Genomic DNA, 26,973 nt, shown 5'->3' with positions numbered 1-26,973 from the left:
GTCTCTCCTTGGTTTATTTCGTTTTTGGGTTTCTAAAGCTCCAGCCCGGCATGTGCGTCGGGGCTGTAAACCGGGAGGATGCGCGGCGTGTTCCCGCCCGCATGTTCCACGGTAATCTCGGTTTCATAGATGGCACTCAGCCGGTCTGCAGTGAAGACCTCGGCCCCCGCACCATCCGCGACAATACGTCCGTCCTGCATCAGCGCCACCCGGTCGGCGAAGGCCGCGGCGAGGTTCAGATCATGCAGCACCACCAGCACCCCCGCCCCCTCGCGGGCCGCCCGCCGGGCAATGCGCATGGTGGTGATCTGGTGGGCGATGTCGAGGCTCGATGTAGGCTCGTCCAGCATCAGGTAACCCGTGTCGCGGTTGTCCACGGCTTCGAGCTGTACCAGCACCCGCGCCAGATGCGCCCGATGCCGCTGGCCGCCGGACAGGATTTGGCAGTTGTCTCCAACCCGGTCGGCGAGGCCGACGGCATGCAGTTTCCTTTCGATCAGCACGCGCGCCCGCTCCGGCGGCACATCGCGCGGGATGGAGAGGGACAGCAGCTCACCGACACTGAACCCGGCTGAGAGCGACGGGGATTGCTCGAGCACAGCGCGGCGGCGTGCCAGCTCTGTCGGCGGCAGGCCAGTGATGATTGCGCCCTCGATGAAGACCTGCCCCCCCTCGGGCTGGAAGTCCCCGGCCATGGCTGCGAGCAGGGTCGACTTGCCGGCCCCGTTCGGGCCGCACAGAGCAACCAGTTCGCCAGAGCGCACCCTCAGGCTTACATCACGGAGAACAGTCGTCTTGCCGAAAGTCACGGTAATTCCCTGGGCTTCAAGCATTGCCGCCTCCCCTGTTCATCCGGCGCATCAGCAGCCAGAGAAAGAACGGCCCGCCGATCATGCTGGTAGCAAGCCCGATGGGTGGCTCTGTCGGCGGTATGGCGAGCCTGACCATTAGGTCGGCACCGAGAATAAGGCCGCCCCCGATCAGGGCCGCTGCCGGAAGTACATGACGATGGGCCGGGCCAACAATCAGCCGGGCCATGTGCGGTGCGACAAGGCCGATGAAGCCGATCGGCCCAGCCGCTGCCGTTACGGCGCCGACCGAAAGCGCGGTCAGCAGCGCGATGCGGCGCTTTTCCCGCTCGATGTCGACACCGGCATGAAACGCCGCCCGCTCACCGAGCTGGAACAGGTCGAGTGTTCGCCCCATACGGACCAGAAGCAAACCGGACAGCACGGCAACCACCGATGTCACCGTCACCGTCATCCAGTTACCCGACGCGATGGAGCCCATCGACCAGAAGGTCAGGTCCCGCAATTGCTGATCGTTGCTGATAAAGACCATGGCGCCGATCAATGCCCCGGCGATGGCATTCACGGCGACTCCTGCAAGGATCAGTACGGCGATATTGGTGCCGCCCCCGCGTCTGGAAAAGGAGAAGACAAACCCGGTCACGGCAATGCTGCCCGCAAAAGCGCCGAGCGGCAGGGCATAGGGCCGCACGAAGGCAGGCAAATCGCCGACAAAATAATTACCGAGAACGATCACCGCCACAGCGCCAACCGCAGCGCCTGCCGTAACACCGATCAGGCCAGGATCGGCAAGTGGATTGCGCAGCACGCCCTGCAACGCGCAACCGGACAGCGCAAGCCCAATGCCGACAGCAAGGCCCAGCACCATCCGGGGCAGCCGGATCTGCAGAAGAATGGCCGTCGGTCCGCGCTCTCCCTCACCGATCAGAACAGAGACCAGATCGGACGGGCCGAGCCGCACAGGGCCAAGCGTGACTTCGGCAAAGGCCATGAGCACAACAATCGCCAAAAGAACGCCAAAAAGCGGCCGACGCCCTAATACGCCAGCCGCCCGCCGTGGCAGAGCCGTCGTGACAGTCACCCGTCAGCCGCCCTTCTGCTGCAATGCCGTCGCCAAGTCCCGAACCGCCTGGGGCAAGCGGGGGCCAAAACTGAACAGCAGGATGCCTTCCATGGCAACGTAGCGCCGGTTCTCGCCAGCCGGGGTCAGTTGGAACTCCGGACGGGAAAGGATAACATCGACGCTCCCCAGGCGGTCGACCGTCTGGCTCATCATCAACAATACGTCGGGCGCTGCGGTGATGATCGCTTCCTGCGACATGGGTTTGTAGCCGTCGAAACTGTCGGCGGCGTTCACGCCACCCGCCAGCGCGATGACAGAGTCCGCAGACGTTCCACGACCGCCGACAAGCGGTGCGCCATCCGCTGTATTCAGGACGAAAATGACGCGCGGATTCTCCTTGCTGGCGCTCGCGATTTCAAGCGAGGCCTTCATCTGCAGTTCGAGCTTTTGCGCAAGCGCCTCGGCCTTCTCCGGCATTCCAAGGATATTGCCGACGAACCGGATTTTCTCCTGCACTCCGGGCACGGAATCACCTTGCGGTGCCAGTTCGACCTGCAGACCTGCGGCCCTGAGCTGCGCGACCGCGGGCGGCGGACCGGCATCATGCGCGGCGATCAGAACGTCGGGCTGCAACGAGAGAATTCCCTCGGCAGCCAGATTGCGGATATAGCCGATTTGCGCTTTCTCAGCCATTTCAGGCGGGAAATTCGAGGTGCTGTCGACACCAACCACACGGTCTCCAGCACCCAGCGCATTGATAATCTCAGTGATGTCCCCTCCGGCGGAGACGATACGCTGCGGCCCCTCCGCACGAGCATCCCCTGACGCGAGAAGAACAGCAGAAAGCAGTAACGCTGCAATATACCTCATGCCGCCACTCCTTCGATATATCCGTTGATCAGTGAAAGCCAGGCTTCCGGCTCGTCGGCGCCCTCTTCCCGCACCGGAAAGAACTGGCATATCACCGTGCCGTCGGCCGCGAAACAGTCGAGCGAGGTGATGTTGTGGCCTTTCTCCGTCGAGGCCTTGGAAACCGCATAGCAACTATCGATCGCTTCGTCTTTCAGATGCAGATTGAAGCGCGGATCAAGGATGTTCAGCCAGCCAGCCACACGCTTGATTCGTTGCACCGGTCCGGAATGAACCTGGATGCCGCCGGGACCGCGCACGAAGCACATGATCGGCAGGCCGCTTGCCGCGACATCGTTCAACATATTCTCGACGGCACTGACCGGGACCGAATTGGCGAAGTCGCTCCCCACCAGCCGCAATGCCTGACGACGGCCGATGCCAAGTTCTGCCAGCATCCGATTAAACTGATGCCCGTTGCCGAGCTTGCTCCAGCGTGACCGCAAGTCCTGCACATCGATGCTTTCGTCCGGGGCGTCCGCCTTAACGACGTCCGGCTCCTCGAACTGCAGCACCTCCGGCGTCAGGTTCGTGAAATCGCGGGCCAGCGACACAAATCTGTCCATGTCGGTTCCACCAACCGCATAAATCTTGATGGCGGCAGCGCCCGATTTGTCGAAAAATTGCAACGAGTGGCGGTTGATCTTCGGGGACTCGTCGATGACGTAGAAGCCAGTCTTCCATTGCGCCAGGAACATCCGGAGATCGATTTCCTTACCAAAGGCCGAGCCCATATGGGTGTTGAACCGCATGTTCTCGAATGTTCCGGTCTTCTCGTGCACGCAATGATCGTTGCGTGTGAGGACCATGACGTCGCCGACTTCGGGCATGCGCTCGATAAGGCCGGCGACGTCCATGTCAGAGACCGACAATCGGCGGACACTACCGTCGCGCTCTCTCGCCTCCAGAAGGGCAGCCTCGGGAACACCGAGTTCCTCGGCGGCGGCCCGCGCACGGATAGATCCCTGCTCTTCCTTCATGCGATTGAGTTCAATCAGCAATTCTTCCGCCGATCTGGTCGTCATTTTCGTCTCCTTAGAATTGACGCGCGAGCGTGATACGGAAGGTCCGGCCGGCGGCGTTGTCGCCGGACAGATGCTCGCGATAGTTCTGATCGAGAAGGTTCTCGACGCCAAAACGGAATTCGGAGTCCTGGAACAGGCCTTCATCCGGTTTCCAGCTGGCAAAGAGGTTGTGCACCGTGTAGCCGGAGGTCGGCAGCGTTGTGCCAGAGACCTTGTCCTGGCCCGCAGCCATGACACCGCGCCAACCGAAATCGACGTTGTATTCCGGCAACCGGCCACCAAGGGTCAGGACGAGTTCGTCCGCCGGGATGGAATTGAGGTCGGTATCGTCTTCCTTGTTCTCACCCCGTATCGCGGTGTAGGCGGCGCGGGAGAAGAAATAGGTGGACTGATAGGATGCCTCGAACTCAACACCAACGATTTCCGCCTCGCCTACGTTGAAGTAAGTGGAGCTGGTGTTTGCGCGCTCAATCAAATCTTTGACATCGTTATGAAAGAGTGTCGCCTTTGCGGTAAGGGCATCGTTCTCGAGAGCGACATTCCGGAAGGATGCGGCGACACCACCCTCAACGTTGAAGGACTTTTCCGGATCGAGATTGAGGTTGCCGCTTGTCGCGTCAAATACCTCATCAAGGACTGGCATACGCTCGGTGTAGGACAAGGAGCCGAAAACACCCCAGTTCGGCGTCATCTGGTAGTGGGCCGCGAGTTTCGGCGAGAAAGCCGTGTTCTCGACGCCAGCGCCCTGGCTGAGACTATCGGCTGGCGTAAGCTCGGTGTAATCGACGCGCACGCCGGGGATCAGGGTCAGTTTGTCCCAAAGGACAAGCTCGTTCTGAACATAGGCTCCGTATTGGGCGCTTTCGCCACCTGGATGGAACGTTATGCTGCCAGACGGGTTCGTGCTGGTGACCGGCTGATCCGCTGTCCGGGTCTGGAACGCGTAGCTGACACCGGTGATGAGGTAGTTCTCATAATTGTCACCAGAGAATGCCGCTGTGTTTTCGGCCCGTGCCTGCCAAGTCTCATAGGCGTAGAACGTGTCCTGGAAAAGTGCGGAAGGATTGATGTCTTTGAGTGTGGAATTGTACTGATCGACTTCGGTATTTGAGTAAGAGCCAAAGACTTCCAGATCGATCAAAGGGTTGCCGGAGGGTTGGTAATTATAGCTCAGCACACCGGTCTGATCCTTAACCTCGCGGTCAATGTTACCGAACTGGACTGATGTGTTGGTCTGCGCGTAATTGTCGTTCTTATCCTCGGTCATCCATTGCTGGAAGGACGCACGGAGCTTGTGCTCCATATCGGGGCCAAACTGATAGGTGCCTTTGAGCAACCCGGAAGGTGCCTCGAAATCGGAGCCGGTCACGGCATTGCCGTCTCCGTCCTCATATTCTCCAGCGCGCCGATAGTTGAAAGCGCCAAGCAAATCGAGGCCCTCCACAGGCCGCGCGGCCGCAATACTGGACGTCAGAAATCCGGACTCGTTGCTCTGAAACTCGAATTTCTGGCGAAAACCGTATTTGTCATCGCCTTTCAGATAATCCGCTGCATCCTTGGTAGTTACGTCAATGACGCCACCGAGCGCACCAGCACCATAAAGCGTCGAGGATGCTGGTCCACGCAGCACTTCAATGCCTTTGAAAAGCTCTGGATCGGCAAAGAACGATCCCATCCGGTACTGTTCATGGAACTTCGTGGCCCCGTCGACCCGAACAATCAGCCGGTTCTCATCCGACGATCCAAGCGCCCCGATCCCCCGGATGTTGAAGCTTTCACCGAGCACGCGCTCCGATCCGATCGCCTTGACACCGGGCAGATCCGTCAACACATCACCGATCGTAGTCGGCTGCGCTGCCTCAAGATCTTCCTGGTTCACGACGGACACGGACTGGGGTGTCTCAATGGCCACTTTTTCTTTACCCGCCGAAATCACGATACGGTCAAGTTGAGTGGTCTCGCCGGCATGTGCGGACGACGCCACAACGGTGGCGATTGACGCCGCCGCAGCAATTGCTAAACGCATTCGAAAGCCTCTTCATCAGGTCGCTGGTGTTAGCTGCCTAGCGAAGGGCTGGGTGGCTACTATCTGTCTAAGCCGGAGAAACCCTCCGGCGGGTCAATTCACTTCGTGAGGATCAACTTGTTATTGTTGGTCACACGCAGCCTGTATTCGGAACCGTTGAACAGCAGGAATACCTCCCGCTCATCCCCCATCAGATCACTGACGAGAATGCGGTTCCTCTCATTTGAAGTGGTCGAGTCCGCACCGGTCGACATTGCAATATCCGGCTCATCCGAGGGTATCCCCGCCAACAACTCGGCTCCTCCTTGGCAATTTCACGAACGCAAAGCGGCCCCCCCGCCAGACGTTATGAGCTGTCATAAACGATGCCCCCCGCGAATACAAATGCAAATCATTCGCATTAGTAAAAACATTTATGGGCGAGACTTTACTGATCAGCCGCGATTATCTAACGAAGGTTATATTCAATGGAGGTTGTGAAATCGAAGGTCGCCCCGACAATTTCAGGCGGCATCGGCGGCATCGGGTCAGCGCGCTTCAGGAGATCCAGAAGCGCTGCGTCTAGAACCTTTCTTCCAGAACTCTTTACGATCGAGCGCTTCATGATGCTGCCAGAGCGATCTATCTGGAAGCTGAACGCGACCGTGCCTTCATAGCGCCGCAGCCGTGCTGCCCGCGGATATTTTTTGTGCCGCTCAAGCCAGCTCTGAATTGTTGCGAAATAAGATTTGCGTGCCCCAGCCGTAGCCCCCCCACCGGAGGATGCCTGGGTCTGGCCGGGACCTGCAGAAAGATTTGGCGCCGAGGACGCGACATCGAATGCACCGCTCCCCTTCTTCTCCTGCGCTTTCTGCACTTTATCAGCCAGCACAGCGTCCGCGTTCCGCGGCTTCGGCGGCGCGGCCTCGACCGGCTTCACCTCCGCAACTTCAGTCTCAACAGGTTTCACCGGCTCGGCCGGACGCGGCGGCGCGGCTGTCTTGACCGGCTTCGGCGGAGGCGCTGGGCGCGTTAACGGCAACGGCGGAGGTTGAACCGCAGATGTAACTGTTTCCACCGGCGTAACCTCGGCAACCTCTGCGACAACCATTTCCTGCGGAACTGGTTCTGCCACGGACTCGTCGGTTTCGACCGGCTCAGCTTCAACAGATTCGGCTTCAATCGTCTCGACAGGCGCGGCGTCAACAGCCTCAGCGGGCTTCACCACGGTTTCAACCGGAGCGGCATCCGCCAGGTCTGTCACCGGCGTTTCCGGCGGCGGGACCTCAGTAATCTGCTCCGGCATCGTTTCCACGGCCTCACTGTCCGGAGCACCACTCGCTTCGGCTGCCGAAATATTGTCAGCCACAGTCTGCGCCGTGACCCCGCCGGCATCCCCCATCATCACGACAAGACCGCCTGCACCGGTATCCGCACTGCTGGTCGCAGGCGTCTCAAAGACCACAAAGGGCAGAATAGCCATGCCATGCAGCGCAAGCGCGGCGGCGAAACCGACAATCATGGATGGGGCGGTACCGCGCCGTTCGACGATCGCGTTCATGACGCCCCCGTCGCCAGCAAACCAAGTTCCTTGAGACCTACCGCCCGAAGCTCTTCGATCAGGGCAATAACCATCGCCGCATCGCTTTGAGCGTCCGCTTTCAACTTCAGGCGTCCGTCCGGATGTTGCGCGAAGTAATCCCTCAGATGCCCGACGACATCGTCCCGCTCAAGAATCTTATCTTCGAAGGATATCCGCCCATCCGCGGAGACCAGCAGGATCGCCGTAGTGTCATCCGGTTGACCCGAGTTCGCGGTTTCTGGCGGCGTGATCTCAAGGAGTTCGGCCTTTTCGAGGGCACCCGCCAGCATGAAGAATATCAGCAACAGGAAAACGACGTTGATCAGCGGCAGAACATTCTCCACCGCTGATTTTTTCTTGGGTTTAACAAGCCGCATCGCCCCTAGCGCTCCGCCCTGCTCGCAAGTGTCACGTCGGTTAGGCCGCTCTCAGCCGCCATATCCACAGTCTTGACCACGGCCTGAACCGGTACGCCCGTCTCTGCCTCAATGACAACGCGGGGTTTAGTCTCGCGCCCGGCCAGTGTTTTCAGACGATCAGCGAGATCGATGCGACTCATCCGCTCTCCGGAAACCAGGTAATCCCCGTCGGCCCGCAGCTTCACCAGCACGGAACCCTCTGATGCGGCACCAGCCACATTCCCGAGTTTGGCGGTTTTCAGACCAATAGCCCGCCAGTCGAGGAAACTCGAGGCCAGCATGAAGAAGATAAGAAGAATAAAAACAACGTCGATCAGCGGCGTGAGACTGATCTCTGCCGTGGGGCGGCGGCGCCCAGCACTGAGCCGCATGATGGCCTCACTCCGCGCCTTGAAGCGCGCCTTCCGGGATGGTCTCTGCCGCAACCCTACGACGGACAGGCACCGGAGCGGCTGTGAAGACCTGCGTCGCGGCGTCTTCCATCGCCCGGCCCGCACGCTCGACAATGCCATCAACCAGTTGATGTGCTGCCGTCGCCGGAATAGCGACCACCAAACCGGCAGCCGTGGTCAGCAGCGCCACCCAGATACCGCCGGAAAGGATTGAGGGATCAACCTTGCTGCCCGCGGTCTCGAGCGCCTTGAACGCGTCGATCATACCGATGACCGTGCCGAGGAGACCAATCAACGGGCTCAGCATGGCAATAGATGAAAGCAACCGCAGGCCAGAGGAGAGCCGGTCCGTGAACAGTCCAGCGACCCGTTCCACTTCTTCCCGCGCCTCGGCTTCAGAAATATCGCGGTTCTGCCGCAACTGCATGGCATAGCGGGCAATCGCAGCAGCCGGATGCGAGCCATCTTCGAGCACATCAATCGCCGCTTTTCCATGGCCGGAACGCCACATCGCCAGAGCCTCGTCCCGCTCCCGGCCATTCCAGAGGCGCAGCATCAGGAACTGCACCATCTTGGAGACAAAAACGGTCGTCGCCACCACGGACATGACCGCAAGCAGATACATGATCGGTCCGCCCGCATCCATGAAGCCCATGATTTCTTCGATCGCTGCCGTCATTAGTTTTCTCCTGCCGCCATCTCGGCAAATTCCGTCACTGGGGCGATCGGGTTATTGCGTAAAGGGCACTGCTGCCCGCGTTGCCGTCTGCAGATTGTCCGCGCAGAGCCCCGGCGCGACTGCCGCGCTCCCGCCTTCGCACGTTCTCACGCCATTCATCAGAACGCGGCCGACATTTCCGCAGTTAATTTCCTTGAGATCGAACAGCTTCACCCGTGTGTGTTCAGTATGTATCGGCCCCATATCGGCGATGACGCGCCGCACGACGATTCCGTCCGTATCGAACGCGACAAAATCGAGCTTCATTGTCTCAAGGTTCGTCCCAGTGGTGTTTTTCACGACCCATGTGGTGCGGCAGTCACCGCCCACGCTCTCGACCTTGTTCAACTCGAGAAGCAGATGCTTTTTCGCCACATCCGTCGCGAGTGCGGGTACGGAAATCGCCCCGAGCGCAAACGCGAAGAGTCCCGTTTTGAAAAGACGCGCCAATCCCATGAGCCTACCTTCACGGATGAAATATTATTGCGAGTCATTCGCATTACTGACTTGAGAATTAGGTACAGGAACGACATGACCATTGCAACCACTGTCGTAGTGCTTTTAGTTAACAACTGAAGACGATTTTAACCCTAATTCGGTTCTGCCCACCTACGAGGTGCGTAACTGCGGCGGAAGATCCCAAACCGCCCCGCCGTTTCCAAGTTCGAACGCGCTGTGCCAGATTTCTCGCGCCCGCAACAAAGGCAGCTCCCGCAATCTGATGGCGCTCCCGTCGAGCGTCTTGACAATGGCATCCCATTGCGCATCTTCCAGATCGCGCCACACCACATTCAGATGCACGGCGGAGTGGGTGTAAAGATGGCGCAACGCCTGGGCCGGGAGCGTCGCTCCAAGGTCGATCTCAGCATCGCGTTCCTCAGCAGAGGCGTGCATCGGCGTCTCAACACCAGTCCGTCCCCAGTCCGCAAGCCGGGTCAATGCCCGCGCGTGATAACCGATATAAGCGACCACATGCCGACGGCTCCAGCCGGACGCCAGCGACGGCGCGTCGAGATCACTGTCCGCCAACTCATTCAGCTTGCGCGCGAAATAGGCCGTTCCACGGCGCGCGAGGATGAGGTCCTCCGCCGGCGCCATTGGAGCGTCATATCGTGCACCGCTGCCGAGCCGGGCTCGCAATGCGGCGCGTTCCTCATCAAGAGAGTAGCGCATAGCCTTTCCAGTCCCGATGCCCGTCAGTCTTGGACGCCTTCAATTTTGGTACGGGCGAAATTCAGCCGTTCCATGATCGGGGCATCGGAGAAGCGGAACAGGTCAAAACGGGTTTCGCCCTGCAGGGACCACTGAACCCAGGACGGCACGACGAACATGTCGCCCTTCTCCAGCTTATGTTCCTCACCGTTCAGCACCACCGCGCCGGAACCTTCAAAGACCTGAAAGACGGAAGAGCCGACCTCGCGCCGGGGCCGCGTTTCGGTCCCTTCACGCAAGCGGTGGAACTGGGTGCGGATGGTCGGCATCACGTCCCCGCCCGTGGTCGGATTGACGTAGCGGATGGCGGCATGGCCCGGCTCGACCGTCGCTGGCTGGCCCTCGTCCTCCAGCAGCAGTTGCTCGGTCAGGGCGCGGTCGGTGAATTCCCAGCGATAGGCTCCGATCGGCGTGCTTACCGTATCCTGCAAGCCAGAGAGCGGACGCAGGCCGGGATGGCACCAGAGCCGCTCGCCCTGTGAGAAATCAGGCGTCGCGTAATCCGTCACAGTATCCGAGCCGAACTCGAAGAAGCCGACATCATTGTGCTGTGAGAACGGAATATCCAAACCGTCGATCCAGGTCATCGGCTTGTCCGTGACATTGTGATGGCCGTGGAAATGCCATCCTGGCGTCATCAGCAAGTCGCCCCGGCTCATCCGCACCGGATCGCCGTTCACCACCGTCCAGACGCCCTCACCCTCGACCACAAAGCGGAAGGCGTTCTGGGCATGACGGTGTTCAGGCGCGGTTTCCTTCGGGCCGAGATACTGGATCGCGGCCCACAGCGTCGGGCTGACATAGGCATTGCCTCCGAGCCCCGGATTGGCGAGGCCGATGGCCCGGCGCTCCCCGCCCCGTCCGACCGGCACCAGCTCACCCGATTTCTCCGCCAGCGGCAGCAGCTTCGACCATTTCCAGACATGCGGCACGGCCTTGGGCTTCGGGTGCATCGGCATCAGATCGCCGAGCTGAGTCCAGAGCGGCATCAGATGCTCGTCCTCAAACCCCTTGTAGAGCGCGCGCAGCTCCGGGCTGTCGTCAGGCTGCATGGCATGCGCGACGTTCGAATGATCCTGTTCTGCGCTCATCTCTTCCTCCTCAGTTCATGTCGCGGCCAATGCCGCTCAGTTCTGCAATCCGTTCGAGCCGTACAGCCAGTGCAGGCGGTCGTACCATTCGGCGGGCGACCGGCTGGACAGCACCTGATTGCGCGCCGCTGCCAGCGCCCCGTCCGGGTGATAGACGTAATCGCCGATCAAGCGGCTGCCGACCTGCACCCGCGCTGTGCGGGCGATACGCTGCTGCTGATAGCTTTCCAGCACCGTTTCGATACCGCCGTCCTGCCGCTTCATAGTCTCCGCAAGACAGACCGCGTCTTCCATCGCCATGCAGGCGCCTTGTGCGAAATATTGCAGCATCGGGTGCGCCGCATCGCCGAGCAGGGCAACCCGGCCATCGACCCAATTGTCCACCGGGTCCCGATCGCACAGCACCCAGAGCTTCCAGTTGTCACCATGCTCGATGATCTGCCGGGCGCGCGGGTGGATATGCTCGAACCCTTGCGCGACTTCTTCCTTCGAAACCGGACGGCCGGAAATTGCCTCCTGCAGATCGCGGTGATAGGTCACCACCAGATTGAAGACCTTCCAGCCCTTCAGCGGGTAATGGACAATATGGCATTTCGGACCGGCCCAGAGTGTCGCCGCGTTCCAGCGCAGATCCTCCGGCATCTGCTCGGTCGGAATGACGGAGCGGTAAGTGGTGTGGCCAGAAATGCGCGGCGCCCCGTCGCCGACGAGCTGAGACCGCACAGGTGAATGCAGGCCCTCGGCGCCGATCAGCGCGCTGCCGACAAGCGGATCGCGGCCATCCAGCAACAGCGTGACGCTGTTTCCATCCTGTTCGTATCCGGTCGCCTTGTGGCTGGTCCTGAGCTCCACCAGCGGACTTGCAACGCAATAATCCAGCAGCGCCTTGTGCAGGTCTGCCCGGTGGACCACGGCATAGGGATTGCCCATGTGGCGGCGGAAATCCTCGCCCAGCGGCACCTGCGCGATCTCCTCGGCGGTCTGCGCGTCCATCAGGCGGAGCGCGTCGATATAGACCGCCTGCGCCCGGGCCTCGTCGCCGATGCCGAGATAATCGAAGGAATGAAAGCCGTTCGGGCCGATCTGGATACCGGCGCCGATCTCGCCCAGCTCCGCCGCCTGCTCAAGCACCAGCGAAGGGAAGCCGTTCTGCGCAAGCCCGGCAGCAGCAGCAAGGCCGCCAATACCGCCTCCGGCGATGAGTATGGGTCGATCCGCCATCTATCCTCCCTGCCCGGGCCGTCTTGCTGCGGCCGATACCGTAAAAGGCATTCTTCAGCCGCCAACAGAATACCTGTTGCATCGAAAGGTCAAGTTGATAAGCATACTTACTATATTACAGGCGACAGCCGGAGTTATGATGGCACTTCCGATCCACAGCATGGCTGGACACCTGATCCGGCGGCTGAACCAGATTTCGGTGTCGGTGTTTCAAGACAGTCTGAAGGCGAGCGGATATCACCTGACGCCGGTGCAATATGCCTGCCTCGCCACGCTGGAGCAGAAGCCCGGTATCGATCAGGCAACGCTCGCCGGGCTGATCGCCTATGACCGGGCCACCATCGGCACGGTTCTTGACAAGCTGGAGGCAAAAGGGCTGGTGATCCGCAGGACCAACCCGCGCGACCGGCGCGCCCGGGAAATGCATCTGACAGACGCGGGCCGTGATCTTTACCGGTCGGTGACCCCGCTGGTGCAGGACATCCAGACACTCATGACCGAAGGACTGGAGCCTGAAGAGCGTGCGGAATTCCTGCGCCTTGCAGCAAAACTCGCCAGTTCCAGAAACGCGTTAAGCCGCGCCCCCCTGATCGAGCCGGAGTGATCCCGTCTTCGGTCAGTTCTTCCGGATCATGTACTCGACCGGCCAGGTCACCAGCTCCGGCACCAGGGCGATGATCAGGATACCGAGCAACATCAGAAAAAAGAACGGCATCGAGGCCCTTGTCACCTGAATGAGGTCACGCCCCGTCATGCCCTGCAACACGAACAGGTTGAAGCCGACCGGCGGGGTGATCTGAGCCATTTCGACCACGATAACCGTGAAGATACCGAACCAGATCAAGTCAATCCCGGCGCTCTCCACCATCGGCAGGACCACAGCGGCCGTCAGCACCATCATGGAAACACCGTCGAGGAAACAACCGAGGAAGATATAGAGCACAGTCAGCAGCACCAGCAACATTCCCGGCGACAAATTCCAAGCATCTACATAGCTCGCCAGTACGCGCGGGACGCCGGTGAAGCCCATGGCAATTGAAAGGAATGCCGCCCCCGCGAGAATGAAAGCAATCATGCAGGATGTGCGGACAGCGCCCATCAAACTGTCCATGAAGGACGTCCAGTTCAGCGACCTCGACCACCAGGCTAACCCCAACGCACCGAGCACACCGATGGTCGCCGCTTCAGTCGGCGTGGCGAAACCGCCATAAATGGAGCCGATCACGCAGAAAATCAGCAGCACCACTGGGAACAGCAAGCGGGATGCCTTCACCTTTTGAAGGAATGTAAGACGTTCTTCCTGCGGTGGGGCGAGTTCCGGGTTCAAGAGCGCGCGGATCGCGACATAGGCCATGAAAATCGAAATGATCAGGATGCCCGGCACCACACCGGCAATGAACATCCGTGAGATCGACTGCTGAGCGATAACGCCATAGACGATCAGCATGATCGAAGGCGGAATCAGCAGGCCGAGCGTTCCTGATCCGGCGAGCGTGCCTATGGACAGTTTCTCGTCATAGCCGCGCTTCTTCAGCTCCGGGATGCTCATCCGGCCGACCGTGGCGCAAGTGACCGCGCTGGAGCCGGCAACCGCCGCCATAACGCCGCAACCGACAATGTTGACGTGCAGCAATCCGCCCGGCAACCGGGCGAGCCAGGGCGCGAGGCCGTTGAACATGTCCGATGAGAGCCGTGTCCGGAACAGGATCTCTCCCATCCAGACGAACAGAGGCAATGCGGTCAACGCCCAGTTCCAGCTCGCATCCCAGACCGTGCTGGCAAGCAGAGAGCCCGCTGGTGCGGGAGAGAAGAATTCCAGCGCGAAGAACCCAACAGCCAGCAGCGCCGGCGCGACCCATATCCCGGATGCCAACAGGCCAAGCATCAGGATGAAAAGAATGGCAGAGATCATTCCGGCATCCATCAGTCGTCATCCCCCGAAAACAGAGCGGTTGCGTTTTTGACATAGCTCGGCGTCTGGCCGCGCAGAATGCCGATGAATTCATCAACGAGTGCGATTGTCAGGATCAGCGAGCCGAGCGCCATGGCCGAGCGCGGTATCCAGAACGGTATGGCCAGCAATCCCGGGCTGATATCGTGGAAGATGTATGAAAAATAAACGAGGTCGAAGGCCCAGTATGTCAGGTAGCCCATGGCTGCAGCGCAGAAACCGACGCTCCAGAGCTCGGTCAATTTCGCCAGCGGTCCCTTTGCGAGGCGGATCAACAGGGTGACCCGGATATGCCCGTCATGCCGAAAAGTATAGGCGAGCCCGAGGAAGGTCGAAGCAGCTAGGCTAAAACCTGCGCTCTCGGTTGAATCGATTGCGACCCCGAAGAACCGCCCAACAATCTGGGCCACGATAGTGAGCGATATCGCGACCAGGAAGAAAGCAGCCAGATAGCCACTCCAGAGATAGAGGCCGTCCAGTAATCGTCGTGCCGCCATTGAATGTCTCTCGGGGGATTGTCTCTAAGGGGTGGGTCTAAATACGGAATTGGCAGCGGCCGCCCCGCATGGAGGCGGCCGCCGATCTTGGCTTACTTCAGCGCGAGATAACGGTCGAGAACCGCGTTCGCTTCCGGGCTCGCGCCTTCACGCCAGCCTTTCATCATCTCGAGACCAATGGTCTTCATCTTGGCGGTAACTTCTTCCGGCGCCGTGGCGGCGGTCATACCGTTATCCGTCAGAACCTTGATCTGGGCCACGGTGGTTTCCGCGCTCATTTCCCACGCCCGCAGCTCGGCTTTGGCCGCAGCGGCAAGCATTCCCGCTTGATCTTCCGGCGACAGGGCGGCGAAGTATTTCTCGCTCACAATGACCGCGTTCTTGGAGAAGATCGCACCGGCATAAGTGAAGTTGGAGGTGTTGTCCCAAGCCTGGATATCGATACCGGTTTGCGGCGAGGTGAACAGCGCCTCGATCAGGCCGGTGGAGAAGGCCTGCGGAATTTCGGCGAACGGCAGGATGGTTGCATCGAAGCCAAGCATTTCACCCATTTTCTGGGTCGCTGTGGAATAGATACGCAGCTTCTTTCCGCTGAAGTCATCGACCTTGGTGACCGGGAACTTGGTGTAGAAGCCCTGACCCGGCCACGGCTGATAGAACAGTACCCGCAAGCCGGCTTTCTTGAAGATTGCGTCGAAATAGCCCTTCTGCAGATCCTTCAGCAGCCATGCGGAGGCATAATCCGGCGCAATGAAAGGCAGACCGGCCAGGATATACATCGGATCTTCGTTGCCGTAGACGCCGAGGCGAATTTCGCCGATCGGGATCTGGCCGCGCTGCACGGCAGTCTTGATCGCGTCCAGCTTGATCAAGCTATCATTGGAGTTCAGCTGAATATCGACAGACGTGCCTGCTTTCACATCCTCAACGAACATCTTCAGGTTCTTGGTCAGGAAGTTGCTGTCCGGATAGCCGGACGCCATGATCCATTCCACCGCCTGGGCATTGCCCGCAGTCACCAGCATTCCGGCGCCAATCGCGGCGGAAGCCAAAAGTGTCTTCATTTTACCCATTTGCCACTCCTGTTCTTGTGTTCTTGATTTAGGGCGACAGAACACCGCCCTTGAAGGAAGGAAGCGCTTAGAGAACCGGCCCCGGAGAGAGACCACGCAATTCTGCGCCTGCCCCACGCTTGCAAGAAGGAGTCCAGAATGGACGCCATTTTTTTGTTTCCCTTCAGATACTTCGGAGATTTTTGTTCTGTCTCCATTAGGTATTTTGCTTAGTTTCTATGCAATCAGCATACAAATATGATCGCTTACCGGGCATGCCTTCGTTAGCAGACGTCCCGGCCCTGCCATTCCGGCAGACCGGCACGTGCCCGCCAATGTTTCGCGATATCGTCCCGCCGGGCAACCCATACGCCGTCCAGTTCGCTCAAATGCTTAAGCACCTTGTCCAACCCGCCGATCCGGCCCGGCCGGCCGATGATCCGCAGGTGCAGGCCTATGGTCATCATCTTCGGCGCCGTGGCGCCCTCTGCCCAGAGCCAGTCGATGGCATCGACGCAGTATTTCGCGAAATCGTCGCCATAGGTGAAACCGCCGCCGCGCTGGAACCGCATGTCATTTGTATCGAAGGCGTAGGGTAGAACCACGTGCGCGTGCCCGTCGACTTCCTGCACGAAAGGCAGATCGTCGTTATAGGCGTCGCTGTCGTAGAGGAAGCCACCTTCCTCAACCAGCAGCCGCCTCGTGTTCGGGCTGGGGGCGGAACGGGTGTGCCAGCCGACCGGGCGCACACCTGCGGCAGCCTCGATCTCGGTCACGCAGCGGGCGATGATCTCCCGCTCCTGCTCCTCGCTCATCCCCGCATGGCGCTCCCAGAGATAGGAATGACAGCCGATCTCGTGACCGCGCTCCACCATGTCCCGCGCCATCCAGGGCGACAGGGTCAGGGCCCGGGCGCAGCAATTCATGTAGGCTTTCATGCCGTAGCGGTCGAGCAGCCCCATGATGCGCCAGTAGCCGGCGCGGGTGCCGTATTCGAAATGCGTGTCCTTGCAGGGATCTGAGGCCCCTTCGACTTCCTCGACAATTTCGTAGACAGGCTCATTCCGGTGATCGCCGAGGCTAACGGAATATTCCGCCCCCTCCTCGACATTGACGACCAGAGACACGGCAAGCCGCGCCCCACCGGGCCATTCCGGGTTCGGCGGGGTGTTGCCGTAGCCGAGAAAGTCGCGCCCGCTCACCTCACGCATCCTCGCCAAGAATGAGTTTGCGGATACGCCGGGCAGCGGCGGGAACCGGGCCCACGATCGGACATGGCGGAGCGTTGGCCGCCAGTGTCTTCGCCGCATCGGCCAGCGGACCGCCGCCGATCACCACGGCATCGACATCCCCGCGCGCAACTGCCTCATCGATCATCCCATGCAGGGTCTCGACCAGCGCTTCCGGCTGGCTCATCAGAACATAAGCGTCGGTCTTCGTGGTCAACAGGGCGGAAAGCTTGTCCCCGACACCATAATTTTTGGCGAGACCGGTGATCGCGTCAAAGAGGTTCGGCGTCGGTGCGACAATGGCGAAATTGCCGTGCTCCGCCGCCTCCAGCATGCCGCACTCGGCAATACCGACAACCGGCACCGGCAGCTTGGCGCGCAATTCCTGCAGCGCCGGATCGCCAAAGGCCGCCACGATCACACCATCGAGCGGATCGCAGCCCTTGTCGAAGGCCTCAACCATCAGATCGGTCGCCAGCTTCAGGCCCGCATCGTTGGTAATGATGTCGGGAGCGCCGACATTCGTCATTTCCTCCACATACCAGTCCGGGCCGAGTTCCTCGCGAACGGCGACGGCCATGCGCTCGGTTACGTATTGAGTGGCGTTCGGATTAATCAGAAGAATGCGGTGTTTCTGGCTCATGACTTATCTCGGTGCAGCAACGGGGGAACGGTCGCGGGAGAGGTGCTGACCGTAACCTTTCGCCGACAAGGGTTTCTTCGTCAACTACAGCCGCATAGCGCGAAATGGCCGCTTGATTTATCCAAGCTCGAAACTTGTCACGCCGTAAACCCGCTCAAGGTCAACGTCGGGCGCAATGCCACGATACATCCGAGCTGTCTCAAAAACATGCTCCAGCCCTAAAGAACGGGCAAGCGCCAATGCCGCATTGTTCGGTTCCGGGACATCCAGAAATATCTCGCCTCCCCCCGCCCCATCGCTAGCTGCTTTCGAAAGTTGGCGCGCAATAGCGGGATCATCGGCGAACAGAGGTCCGATCTTGGTGCCTGCCCGGCAGGGCCTTGCCACAGCATAGCCAACGAGTTCGCCATCACGGATCGCCGCGAAAGCTTCATGATCCGGCGCAGTGATCCAAGCCTCAAGAAAACGTTCGCGCGGCGCCGGGAACAGCTTCCGGTCGTAGGCTTCAAGCTCATCGGAAAGCGATGTGAGCGGTTTCAGAAATGCGCCCTCTTCAGCGGCCAGAGCTTTAGGCAAGCCGCCGAAGCGAATATTCCTGTAAGCGAATTCAAAGCCGGAGCGCCTGTAGTTCTCCTGCTCCGCCAGGACCCCGTCGAGCCCCACCATACGCGCTCCGGCATGGGCAATCCCGGCTTTCCACAGCGTGTAGCCATATCCTTGCCCTCGGAAATCCGGATGGACAATGTAGAACCCCAAAAAGGCGAAGGCTGAATCGTAATTTATCACAGAGATCGACGCGATCATGCGACCATCGATAAAGCCGCCAATGAAACCTTCCGGATCGACCGATGTATAACAGGCCGCATCGCTGGCGCCAGGGTTCCAGCCCTCGGCAGCAGCCCAGCCGACCGCCTCCAGAACCTCGGCGCCCGTCATTGTGCGGATTGTGTAACCCTGCTCCATCGCTCAGGCCTCCGTCATTCGGCTTCTGGGGCATCGGCAACGAAAACTCCGCCGAAGAGTTTCAGCCCCGGACTTTCATACGCCAGACGTTTGCATGTCTTCAGCCCAAGTCCAACCAGCGCGTCGGAGAATTTTACAGCTGCCGCCATTGCGACCACACAGAGGTCGATCACAGACCGGACGTAGACAGTCGAACGCGGTTTCTGCGAAGATTGCGGCCTACCCGACGTGCATTCAGCTCAAAACAGCTTCGCGGCCAGACAGTGCAGCGCTGCTTCCGAAGGACTCGCAATCTTGGTCTCCGAACCCGACGGCAAAAAGCCTCAAGAACCGCAGCAACCTGAGACCGCACTCACCGTTTTCCGTAAATTCGCGACGTATCTCGCTGTGCTGGGAAAACCGGTCACAGTCCCCTTCAAAGCATTGCCCGGCAACGCGCGAGGCGCAATCTGGGTCGCGATTGCAGCCTTATTCTTTACCGTCATGGTCGCGCTGATAAAATCTATCGGCGACACAATCCCGGTCGTGCAAATCCTGCTGTTCCGGCAAATTGTGATGACCTGCACGGTGATGCCGGTTCTGATTTCCGGCTTCCCGGATATCCTGAAAACCCGCCATCTGGGGCTGCACCTGACACGGGTCGTCCTGGCGCTGATCGCGATGACCTGTGGCTTCACCGCCGTGGTCCATCTGCCTCTGGCGGAAGCAACCGCCATCGGCTTCGCCAAAAGCCTGTTCGTTACCATTTTTGCCATGGTCGCTCTCCGGGAAATCGCGGGACCACGACGCTGGTTCGCCGTGCTTATCGGATTCGCCGGGGTGCTGGTAATGGTGCAGCCGGGGCCGGACGGCCTGAACATCTATGCGCTTATGGCAGTGATCGCAGCAGCCTCGGCAGCAGTCGTCATGGTGATCATCCGCAAGGTCTCCCAGTTCGACCGCCCCGTCACCATTCTCAGCTATCAGGCCATTCTCGTCGGCTTTCTGATGGTGCCGCCGACGATCTACTTCTGGGTCACTCCCAGTCTCAACGAATGGCTCATCATGGGCGCGATTGGGTTGTTCTCCGTCTGCGGCCAGCTCTCCAATATCCATGGTTTCAAGGAGGGGGAAGCCTCGGCCGTTGCCCCCATGGACTATATCCGGCTGGTCTTTGCGACAATCATCGGTTTCGCCGTATTCGCCGAGATTCCCGATCTAGAGACGACGATTGGCGCCATCATCATCATCGCGACCTCCCTTTATACGGTCAGGGCCGAGAAACGGGCCGCGACAGCCCGGGAATAACCGTAACCGGGCGTCAGCACGCAGAGACGTGCTAGCGCCCGGCCAGATATGTTCCAGAGTATGTTAAGGAGCCGCCGATCAGGCCGCGCCGAACACCGTCTCTGCTGCCTTGACTGTAGCGCCAACGATAATATCTGCCTCTTCCCTGGTCAGGCAGAGCGGCGGCGCGAAGCCGAGGATGTCGCCCTGCGGCATGGCCCTGGCAATGACGCCCTGCTCCAGCAACGCAGACGCCATGGCGGGACCAATCTTGCGGGATGGATCGAAGAAAGTCCGCTTTTCCTTGTCCTCAACGAACTCGACAGCGGCCAGCAGCCCCTCGCCCCGGACATCGCCGACATGAGCGTGGGAGCCCAGCGCATCTGCCAGTGCCTTGTTGAAATAGGCCCCCATCTCCCGCGCATTGTCGACAAGGCCAAGCCGGTCGATCAGATCGAGGTTCGCCACACCGGCTGCGGCCCCGATCGGGTGTGCAGAATAGGTCCAGCCATGGCCGATCGGCCCAAGCTCGTCCGTGCCCTGCTCCAGCACCTTCCAGACCTTGTCCGAGATGATCGACCCGGAAAGCGGCGCATAGGCCGAGGTCAGGCCTTTGGCGATCGTAATGATATCGGCCTCGATACCATAATGGTCAGAGCCCATCATCGAGCCGAGCCGTCCGAAGCCTGTGACCACCTCATCGGCGATCAGCAGGATGTCATGCTTTTTCAGGACGGCCTGGATCGCCGCCCAGTATCCGGCAGGTGGCGGCACGATGCCGCCGGTGCCGAGCACCGGCTCACCGATGAAGGCGGCGATGGTGTCCGCACCCTCACGCTCAATCAACGCTTCCAGCTCGGAGACGCAATGGGCGGTGAAGTCCGCTTCGCTCTGAGCAAGGTCGGGACGGCGGAAATAATACGGCGCATCGGTGTGCAGGACCTGCGACAACGGCAGGTCGAACTTCTTGTGGAACAGCTCAAGCCCGGTCAGCGAGCCCGTCACCAGTCCGGAGCCGTGATAGCCGCGCCAGCGCGAGATGATCTTCTTCTTCTCCGGGCGGCCAAGCACGTTGTTGTAGTACCAGACCAGCTTCACGTTGGTCTCGTTCGCGTCCGAGCCGCCAAGACCGAAATAGACCTTCGACATGTTCGACGGCGCCCGGTCGAGCACCATCTTGGAGAGCGTGATCGAGGCTTCGGTACCGTGCCCAACATAGGAATGATAGTAGGCCAACTCTTTCGCCTGGGTTGCGATGGCCTCTGCGATCTCCGGACGGCCATAGCCGACATTCACGCAATAGAGCCCCGCGAACCCGTCCAGCATCTTCTTGCCGTCACGGTCCTCGATATAGACCCCGGAGCCGCCTGTGATCACTCGCGTTGGAGTTTCGCCACGGGCATGCTGGGCAAGATGGGTCGAGGGGTGGAAGAAATTCTCCCGGTCCCACTGAGCGAGTTGGTCATTGGTGAGCATCGTTTTTCCTTATCGCTGCGGACGGACCGGACGGCCCAAGACTGTTCTCCCAAGAGCCTAGTCCCGCGAATGGCGAAGGTCTGACTGAAGTCCGGCTATCTGATAGAGAGTTTTTCGCCCGATAGCGCCCCGGGCATGCAGGATTTTCTGCCGGATCAGTCGCCCGCAAACAGCTCCAACGGAATCGCGCCGCCCGATTTCACTTCCTTGGTGACGATGTAACTGTAATAGCGTTTCAGCCCGGCCTCGCTTTCCAGCAACCGGTCGATCAGGCATTGGTATGTCGTGATATTGCTGCTCACGACTTGGAAAAGATAATCGAGACCGCCGCCAAGCGCCCAGCAACCGATAATCTCCCGCTCGCCTCCGACGGCCTCTTCAAACCGGACAAAATCCTCGCTCCGGTGGTTCTCCAGCTCCGCCGTCACGAAAACGGTGACATGCTCAGCGAACATTTCCAGCGCGATGCGAGCACCGTAGCCACGCACAATACCAGCCATCTCAAGCCGCTGCAGCCGCTCCCAGCACGGTGTGTTTGACAGGTTCACCCGCCGCGCCAGATCCGATTTCGAGATCCGGCCTTCCTGCTGAAGAATGGCCAGGATCTTCACATCGCGAGCATCGAGTTTCAGCGCCATGTCAGGAGGTAATCCGGCTGCCAGCCCCGGCCATTACGGCCAGCGCAACGGCGCGGGTGGCGATTGCCGTGTCCTGCACGCCGGTGCCAGTCAGATCCGCGACGGTGATGTCCGACGCAGATTTCCGGCCAGGCGCCTGGCCCGCGATAACATCTCCCAACTCAGGAAAGACCGTGCCGGCGTCCACCGTTCCGGCGTCGATGGCGGACCGCAGCTCGCCCTGAACACGGCACTGGCTGAGCCGATCCGGCACATAGGCATCCACCCGGCGGAAAATAACCGGATCAAGTTCCGCCTTACCCGCCTGATCCGATCCCATGGCGGTAATATGCAGGCCCGGATGCAGCCAATCCGCCTGCAACAGTGGCTCGCGCGCAGGTGTGGTTGTGACAACGAGCTGGCTCTCAGCGACAAGCCGGGCGGGGTCGGTCTCGACGCGGACGTCAATTCCAAGCTTGTCCGACAGATCGTCAGCGCACTTCTTTGCACTCTCCTTATCCCGCCCCCAGACCAGTACACGCTTGAAGGGGCGGACGAGATACGCTGCTTCGATTTGCAACCGGGCCTGAACGCCAGTCCCGATTACCCCGGCAGTATGCACATTTGGCGCTAGATGCCGGGCGGCGACGGCTCCAGCGGCTGCGGTACGCACGTCTGTCAGATAACCGTTATCCAGCAACAGCGCTTCAACCAGGCCGGTTTTGGCCGAAAACAGAATCATCAGCCCGTTCAGACTGGGCAGACCAAGCTTGGGATTGTCGAAGAAACCGGGGCTGACTTTGATAGCAAAACCATCAAAGCCCGGAATATAGGCAGTCTTCACGTCGACTTCGCCATTAACCGCCGGGATATCCATGGAAAGGATCGGCGGCATGACGACGGTGCCCTTGGCCAGCGCCCTGAAGGCGCTATCGACCACGTCGACCGCTTCCAGATCAAGCGTCACGAGGGCTCGCAGGTCGGCTTCGGTCAGAACGCTGATATCAGGCATGATAGGGCTTTCCTTCGAGAGTGAGGTCACCAAGGCGTATACTCCGCCCGGCCATGATGTCCGCGTGCATGTTCATATCCAGATTACGGCCCGTGATGATGGTTGCCATCGGGCCTCGCACATCAGGCAACTTATCCGCCAGCAACGCTGCCGCACCAACGGCGGAACCACCTTCGCAGACAATCCGGTCCTCGTAGTAATGGCATTGCATGGCGCGGTAAATCTCCGCTTCCGTCACAAGAATGGTCTCGTCAATCAACTCACGGCACACCGGCAGGGTGAGCCGGTTATCGGCGCCGAGGCCGCCTCCAAGAGAATCCGCAAGGCTCGGCAACTCCTCTACAGCAACGTTCCGCCCGGCGCGAAGCGATTCATACATCGCCGCGCCACGGTCCATCGAAATACCGATCACCCGAATGTCAGGCTTGCGTGCCTTTGCAGCCAGCGCAATCCCGGCAGCAAGGCCACCGCCGGAAAGCGGGATCAGCAGGGTCTCAAGATCCGGCCGGCTGTCCAGCAACTCAAGCCCGATGGTGCCCTGTCCGGCAATGACCAGCGGATCGTCAAAAGGCGGAATTTCAGCCAACCCGTCCTCCGCCACCAGACGCCTGCTCTCTTCCGCCGCCTCATCCTGTGAGCTGCCAATGATCCGGACCTCGGCACCAAGCGCACGAATGCCTTCGACCTTGGCCTCCGGCACCAGCTCCGACATGCAGACCACTGCCCGCAACCCGCGCGCTTTGGCGGCATATGCAACACCACGCCCGTGATTACCGGTCGAGCAACAGGTCACGCCGGCGCACGCATCCGGCAGGACGGAGATGGCATTAGCCGCCCCGCGGATCTTGAAGGCACCAATCGGCTGGGCAATCTCCAACTTGAGCAAGACGTCCGTGCGGGCCAACTTCGAGAGAAATGGCGACTGCACCAGTGGTGATTCCAGCGCCGTGCCCGCGATGGCCGTCCGGGCAGCCGACACATGCTCCAGCGAGAGTTTCTGACGCCAAGCACTCACAGGCAAATTTCCTTCGAATGAGGACAAGTAATGGGTCTTTTTTCTTTTCAGCATCCGCCACATGTCACGGCGATTGTCAAACAGCGGATGTTGATGCTCAATCGCCAGATCTTCCAAGTCTTGTAATCCGATCAGTGGACTTCGCCTCATGCCCGACGTCAAACTCCCGTTTTCCCGCGACGAATACGCCGAGCGGCTGATCAAGGTCCGGACGGCGATGGCGAAAGCCGGGATTGAAGTGCTGTTCATTTCTGATCCGTCCAACATGGCCTGGCTGACCGGCTATGACGGCTGGTCCTTCTATGTCCATCAGGGAGTCATTGTCGGATCCGACGGGGAGCCCGTTTTCTGGGGCCGGGGCATGGACGCCAAAGGCGCCATGCGGACCTGCTACATGGATGCAGCCAATATCCGCGGTTATTCAGACGATTACGTCATGGCCGCCGACTGCCACGCCATGGAAGACCTCGGCATCGCGATTGCCGAACGAGGGTGGAACAAGCTGACGCTCGGCGTCGAGATGGAGAATTATTACTACTCCGCTCGCGCTCACAGCGTGCTTACAAAAAATCATGAAGGCGCTATCGAAGACGCCACCGGGCTCGTGAACTGGCAGCGCGGGGTGAAATCTGCGACGGAGTTGAAATACATGCGCCGGGCGGCCCATATCGTCGAGAAGATGCATGCCGCCATCTATGAACTCATGCGCCCGGGCTTGCGCAAGAACGAGCTGGTGGCGGAGATTTACCGGACCGGCCTGATGGGCGGTGAGGATGACGAGGGCAGCTTCGGTGGCGACTATCCGGCCATCGTGCCGCTGCTCCCGACCGGCAAGGATGCCAGCGCGGCGCACCTGACCTGGGACGACACCGAGCTGGAGCCGGAACAGGCCACCTTCTTCGAAATCGCCGGCTGCTACCGTCACTATCACGCCCCGCTCTGCCGGACGATCCATCTTGGCACCCCTCCGATCGACATGCTGCGGGCCGAGGAAGTCGTGCTTGAGGGCATCACTGACGGCATCGAAGCAGCCCGCGCCGGCAACACGGCGGGAGATATCGCCCGCGCCTTTTATGCCGTGCTGGAGAAGCACGGGGTCAAGCGGGAGGGCCGCTGCGGTTATCCGATCGGGCTAAGCTATCCGCCGGACTGGGGCGAGCGCACCATGTCCATCCGGCCGAGCGACAATACCGTGCTGCAACCGAACATGACCTTCCATTTCATGCCCGCGCTCTGGATGGACGACTGGGGTCTGGAAATCACCGAAACCCTGCGCATTACCGAAGACGGCCCGGCCGAATGTCTGGCCGATGTCGAGCGCAAACTGTTCGTGAAGGCTTGAAGAACTGATCATGCATCCAAGCCGCGAGACAACGCTTCAGATCCTGTCCGACCTGATCGCCTTCCCGACCGTTTCCGCCGACAGCAATCTGGCGCTGATCGACTATGCGGCGGACTATCTCGGCAGGCTAGGCGCCAGCGTGCACACCTTCCGAGATCCGGACGGGACGAAGGCAAATCTCTTCGCCACCATCGGCCCGGAAGTGGATGGTGGCATCGTCCTGTCCGGACACAGCGATGTGGTCCCGGTGACGGATCAGGCCTGGTCCAGCGACCCGTTTAACATGCGCACCGCCGACGGACGGGTTTACGGCCGCGGTACCTGCGACATGAAAGGCTTCATCGCCGCCGCCCTCGCCATGGCGCCGCGTTATGCGGCGGCGGAGCTAAAGCGCCCGGTGCATTTCGCCTTCACCTATGACGAGGAAGTCGGCTGCTTCGGTGCGCGGGCCTTGATGGAAGATCTCGCCCGCCTGCCTTACAAGCCAGCCGTGTGCATCATCGGCGAGCCGACGGAAATGCGGATCATCGAAGGTCATAAGGGCTGCTGCGAGTATACCGTGACCTTCAGTGGTCTTGAGGGGCACGGCTCGCAACCGGATCTCGGCGTCAATGCGGTGGAATATGCAGTCCGCTACGTCACAAGGTTGATGGAGCTGCGGGAAGTTCTTAAACGCCAGGCACCCGAAGGCTCCCGCTTCGATCCACCCTGGACAACGGTTCAGATAGGGCGCCTTTCCGGCGGTATCGCCCACAACGTCATTCCCGGTCTGGCGCATCTCGACTGGGAAATGCGCCCAGTCCAGAACAGCGATGCGGATTTCGTGAAACGAGAAATCGCCGCCTACGTGAATGACGACTTGCTGCCAGCCATGCGCGCGGTCTCGAAGGATGCGGATATCAGCACAGAGATCATTGGCGAAGTTGACGGACTGGAGCCGGTTCCGGAAAACGAAGCCCTGAAAATCGTCTCTGAGCTGACCGGCGCGAACGGCGCGGACCTAGTGGCATTCGGGACCGAGGCCGGCCTGTTCCAGAAACTCGGTATCTCCACCGTCGTCTGCGGTCCCGGCTCCATCGAGCAGGCCCACAAGCCGGACGAATTCATCGCCCTCGACCAGATAGACCAGTGCCTTGTTATGCTGGAAAAACTGACTGCCAAGCTGACCCGTTGAGCTCAGAACGATGAACCAAACGAGCGCAACAACCTGCGTCAGCGTTTCACACAGCATCATCAACGATGGTCTGCGAAATTCTGCGCGCGTTAGGCACGACCCAAAGCCCTGTGATCACCCATGTGTTGAGTGCTTTCCGAACAAACTCACTCTTCTTTTCGAAGAAATCAAAAACACCAGCACAAGAATGCGCCCCATCAATAAAATAATAATTTTGACTCGAGCTCTTCAAAATTAACCAAATAAAATACCTAAATCACTGGCGCAGAGCATATCTCGTAAATTCGAAT

At 60.0% G+C, this 26,973-nt stretch carries 29 protein-coding genes; 4 read left to right on the top strand and 25 right to left on the bottom strand.

The features are described from left to right. Positions 1–32: 32 nt before the first annotated feature. The 14 genes from ABJ076_RS10860 to ABJ076_RS10795 all read right to left on the bottom strand — a co-directional run bounded on the left by ABJ076_RS10860 (position 33) and on the right by ABJ076_RS10795 (position 12,446). Positions 33–833: a heme ABC transporter ATP-binding protein gene (locus ABJ076_RS10860; protein WP_348190031.1), complete on the bottom strand. Its 801-nt coding sequence runs from the start codon at positions 831–833 to the stop codon at positions 33–35. After that, positions 826–1,890 (bottom strand): iron ABC transporter permease, encoded by a 1,065-nt coding sequence (locus ABJ076_RS10855; RefSeq protein ID WP_348190029.1) that lies wholly within the window; start codon positions 1,888–1,890, stop codon positions 826–828. The genes ABJ076_RS10860 and ABJ076_RS10855 overlap by 8 nt, the downstream gene beginning before the upstream one ends. A gap of 3 nt (positions 1,891–1,893) precedes the next feature. Beyond that, positions 1,894–2,742: an ABC transporter substrate-binding protein gene (locus tag ABJ076_RS10850; protein ID WP_348190027.1), complete on the bottom strand. Its 849-nt coding sequence runs from the start codon at positions 2,740–2,742 to the stop codon at positions 1,894–1,896. After that, positions 2,739–3,806 carry a ChuX/HutX family heme-like substrate-binding protein gene (locus tag ABJ076_RS10845; RefSeq protein WP_348190025.1) on the bottom strand — a complete coding sequence of 356 codons (1,068 nt, stop codon included), beginning with the start codon at positions 3,804–3,806 and terminating at the stop codon, positions 2,739–2,741. Before ABJ076_RS10845 ends, ABJ076_RS10850 begins: the two co-directional genes overlap by 4 nt. 10 nt (positions 3,807–3,816) lie before the next feature. Beyond that, positions 3,817–5,832, bottom strand: a complete 2,016-nt coding sequence (locus ABJ076_RS10840; RefSeq protein ID WP_348190023.1) for a TonB-dependent receptor — start codon at positions 5,830–5,832, stop codon at positions 3,817–3,819. A gap of 98 nt (positions 5,833–5,930) precedes the next feature. Beyond that, positions 5,931–6,122: a hemin uptake protein HemP gene (locus tag ABJ076_RS10835; protein WP_348190021.1), complete on the bottom strand. Its 192-nt coding sequence runs from the start codon at positions 6,120–6,122 to the stop codon at positions 5,931–5,933. A 158-nt stretch (positions 6,123–6,280) separates the two neighbouring features. Further along, complete coding sequence (locus ABJ076_RS10830; RefSeq protein ID WP_348190019.1) at positions 6,281–7,372, bottom strand: TonB family protein; 1,092 nt, start codon at positions 7,370–7,372, stop codon at positions 6,281–6,283. Further along, a complete protein-coding gene (locus tag ABJ076_RS10825) occupies positions 7,369–7,770 on the bottom strand; it encodes a biopolymer transporter ExbD (protein WP_348190017.1) in 402 nt (133 codons plus the stop codon). Before ABJ076_RS10825 ends, ABJ076_RS10830 begins: the two co-directional genes overlap by 4 nt. Before the next feature lie 5 nt (positions 7,771–7,775). Continuing rightward, positions 7,776–8,183, bottom strand: a complete 408-nt coding sequence (locus ABJ076_RS10820) for a biopolymer transporter ExbD (RefSeq protein ID WP_348190015.1) — start codon at positions 8,181–8,183, stop codon at positions 7,776–7,778. Positions 8,184–8,190: 7 nt separating this feature from the next. Then, the gene (locus ABJ076_RS10815) at positions 8,191–8,883 is read right to left on the bottom strand and encodes a MotA/TolQ/ExbB proton channel family protein (protein ID WP_348190013.1); all 693 of its coding nucleotides are present in this window, start codon (positions 8,881–8,883) and stop codon (positions 8,191–8,193) included. 51 nt (positions 8,884–8,934) lie between these two features. Next, a complete protein-coding gene (locus tag ABJ076_RS10810) occupies positions 8,935–9,378 on the bottom strand; it encodes a hypothetical protein (protein ID WP_348190011.1) in 444 nt (147 codons plus the stop codon). A 153-nt stretch (positions 9,379–9,531) separates the two neighbouring features. Beyond that, the gene (locus ABJ076_RS10805) at positions 9,532–10,095 is read right to left on the bottom strand and encodes a maleylpyruvate isomerase N-terminal domain-containing protein (RefSeq protein ID WP_348190009.1); all 564 of its coding nucleotides are present in this window, start codon (positions 10,093–10,095) and stop codon (positions 9,532–9,534) included. A gap of 23 nt (positions 10,096–10,118) precedes the next feature. Beyond that, a complete protein-coding gene (locus ABJ076_RS10800) occupies positions 10,119–11,225 on the bottom strand; it encodes a cupin domain-containing protein (RefSeq protein ID WP_348190008.1) in 1,107 nt (368 codons plus the stop codon). A 36-nt stretch (positions 11,226–11,261) separates the two neighbouring features. Next, on the bottom strand, positions 11,262–12,446 hold the full coding sequence (locus ABJ076_RS10795; RefSeq protein ID WP_348190006.1) for a 3-hydroxybenzoate 6-monooxygenase: 1,185 nt from the start codon (positions 12,444–12,446) through the stop codon (positions 11,262–11,264). Between the two features lie 139 nt (positions 12,447–12,585). Here ABJ076_RS10795 and ABJ076_RS10790 point away from each other — a divergent pair, with 139 nt between their 5' ends. Then, entirely contained in the window at positions 12,586–13,050 is a 465-nt protein-coding gene (locus ABJ076_RS10790; protein ID WP_348190004.1) for a MarR family transcriptional regulator, read from the top strand. Positions 13,051–13,062: 12 nt separating this feature from the next. On the opposite strand, the gene ABJ076_RS10785 is transcribed toward ABJ076_RS10790, so the two are convergent. The 7 genes from ABJ076_RS10785 to ABJ076_RS10755 form a co-directional block, all read right to left on the bottom strand. Continuing rightward, positions 13,063–14,370, bottom strand: coding sequence for a TRAP transporter large permease subunit (locus ABJ076_RS10785; RefSeq protein ID WP_348190002.1), 1,308 nt, complete (start codon positions 14,368–14,370; stop codon positions 13,063–13,065). Beyond that, entirely contained in the window at positions 14,370–14,894 is a 525-nt protein-coding gene (locus ABJ076_RS10780) for a TRAP transporter small permease (RefSeq protein ID WP_348190000.1), read from the bottom strand. Before ABJ076_RS10780 ends, ABJ076_RS10785 begins: the two co-directional genes overlap by 1 nt. Positions 14,895–14,986: 92 nt before the next feature. Beyond that, the gene (locus tag ABJ076_RS10775; RefSeq protein ID WP_348189998.1) at positions 14,987–15,967 is read right to left on the bottom strand and encodes a TRAP transporter substrate-binding protein; all 981 of its coding nucleotides are present in this window, start codon (positions 15,965–15,967) and stop codon (positions 14,987–14,989) included. Between the two features lie 263 nt (positions 15,968–16,230). Then, complete coding sequence (locus ABJ076_RS10770; RefSeq protein WP_348189996.1) at positions 16,231–17,148, bottom strand: polysaccharide deacetylase family protein; 918 nt, start codon at positions 17,146–17,148, stop codon at positions 16,231–16,233. A gap of 1 nt (position 17,149) precedes the next feature. After that, entirely contained in the window at positions 17,150–17,818 is a 669-nt protein-coding gene (locus tag ABJ076_RS10765; protein WP_348189994.1) for an aspartate/glutamate racemase family protein, read from the bottom strand. Between the two features lie 117 nt (positions 17,819–17,935). Further along, complete coding sequence (locus ABJ076_RS10760) at positions 17,936–18,781, bottom strand: GNAT family N-acetyltransferase (RefSeq protein ID WP_348189992.1); 846 nt, start codon at positions 18,779–18,781, stop codon at positions 17,936–17,938. Positions 18,782–18,795: 14 nt separating this feature from the next. Beyond that, on the bottom strand, positions 18,796–18,930 hold the full coding sequence (locus tag ABJ076_RS10755) for a hypothetical protein (RefSeq protein ID WP_348189990.1): 135 nt from the start codon (positions 18,928–18,930) through the stop codon (positions 18,796–18,798). A gap of 145 nt (positions 18,931–19,075) precedes the next feature. Here ABJ076_RS10755 and ABJ076_RS10750 point away from each other — a divergent pair, with 145 nt between their 5' ends. Further along, a complete protein-coding gene (locus tag ABJ076_RS10750; RefSeq protein ID WP_348189989.1) occupies positions 19,076–20,068 on the top strand; it encodes a DMT family transporter in 993 nt (330 codons plus the stop codon). 78 nt (positions 20,069–20,146) lie between these two features. Here the strand turns inward: ABJ076_RS10750 and ABJ076_RS10745 are convergent, their stop codons facing one another. The 4 genes from ABJ076_RS10745 to eutB form a co-directional block, all read right to left on the bottom strand. Next, a complete protein-coding gene (locus ABJ076_RS10745) occupies positions 20,147–21,523 on the bottom strand; it encodes an aspartate aminotransferase family protein (RefSeq protein WP_348189987.1) in 1,377 nt (458 codons plus the stop codon). 155 nt (positions 21,524–21,678) lie between these two features. Then, positions 21,679–22,161, bottom strand: coding sequence for an Lrp/AsnC family transcriptional regulator (locus ABJ076_RS10740; RefSeq protein ID WP_348189985.1), 483 nt, complete (start codon positions 22,159–22,161; stop codon positions 21,679–21,681). A gap of 1 nt (position 22,162) precedes the next feature. Then, positions 22,163–23,152, bottom strand: coding sequence for a cyclodeaminase (locus tag ABJ076_RS10735; RefSeq protein WP_348189983.1), 990 nt, complete (start codon positions 23,150–23,152; stop codon positions 22,163–22,165). Next, complete coding sequence (eutB, locus tag ABJ076_RS10730; RefSeq protein ID WP_348189981.1) at positions 23,145–24,167, bottom strand: hydroxyectoine utilization dehydratase EutB; 1,023 nt, start codon at positions 24,165–24,167, stop codon at positions 23,145–23,147. The genes ABJ076_RS10735 and eutB overlap by 8 nt, the downstream gene beginning before the upstream one ends. A gap of 148 nt (positions 24,168–24,315) precedes the next feature. On the opposite strand from eutB, the gene ABJ076_RS10725 reads away from it, so the two are divergent. Together ABJ076_RS10725 and argE are read left to right on the top strand one after the other, a co-directional pair. Further along, complete coding sequence (locus ABJ076_RS10725) at positions 24,316–25,509, top strand: M24 family metallopeptidase (RefSeq protein WP_348189979.1); 1,194 nt, start codon at positions 24,316–24,318, stop codon at positions 25,507–25,509. Between the two features lie 10 nt (positions 25,510–25,519). Beyond that, complete coding sequence (gene argE / locus ABJ076_RS10720) at positions 25,520–26,683, top strand: acetylornithine deacetylase (RefSeq protein ID WP_348189978.1); 1,164 nt, start codon at positions 25,520–25,522, stop codon at positions 26,681–26,683. Positions 26,684–26,973: the final 290 nt, after the last annotated feature.

It is taken from the genome of Nisaea sp. (assembly GCF_039990255.1).
Classification (GTDB): domain Bacteria; phylum Pseudomonadota; class Alphaproteobacteria; order Thalassobaculales; family Thalassobaculaceae; genus Nisaea.
This window is presented reverse-complemented; position numbering and strand designations above follow the sequence as displayed.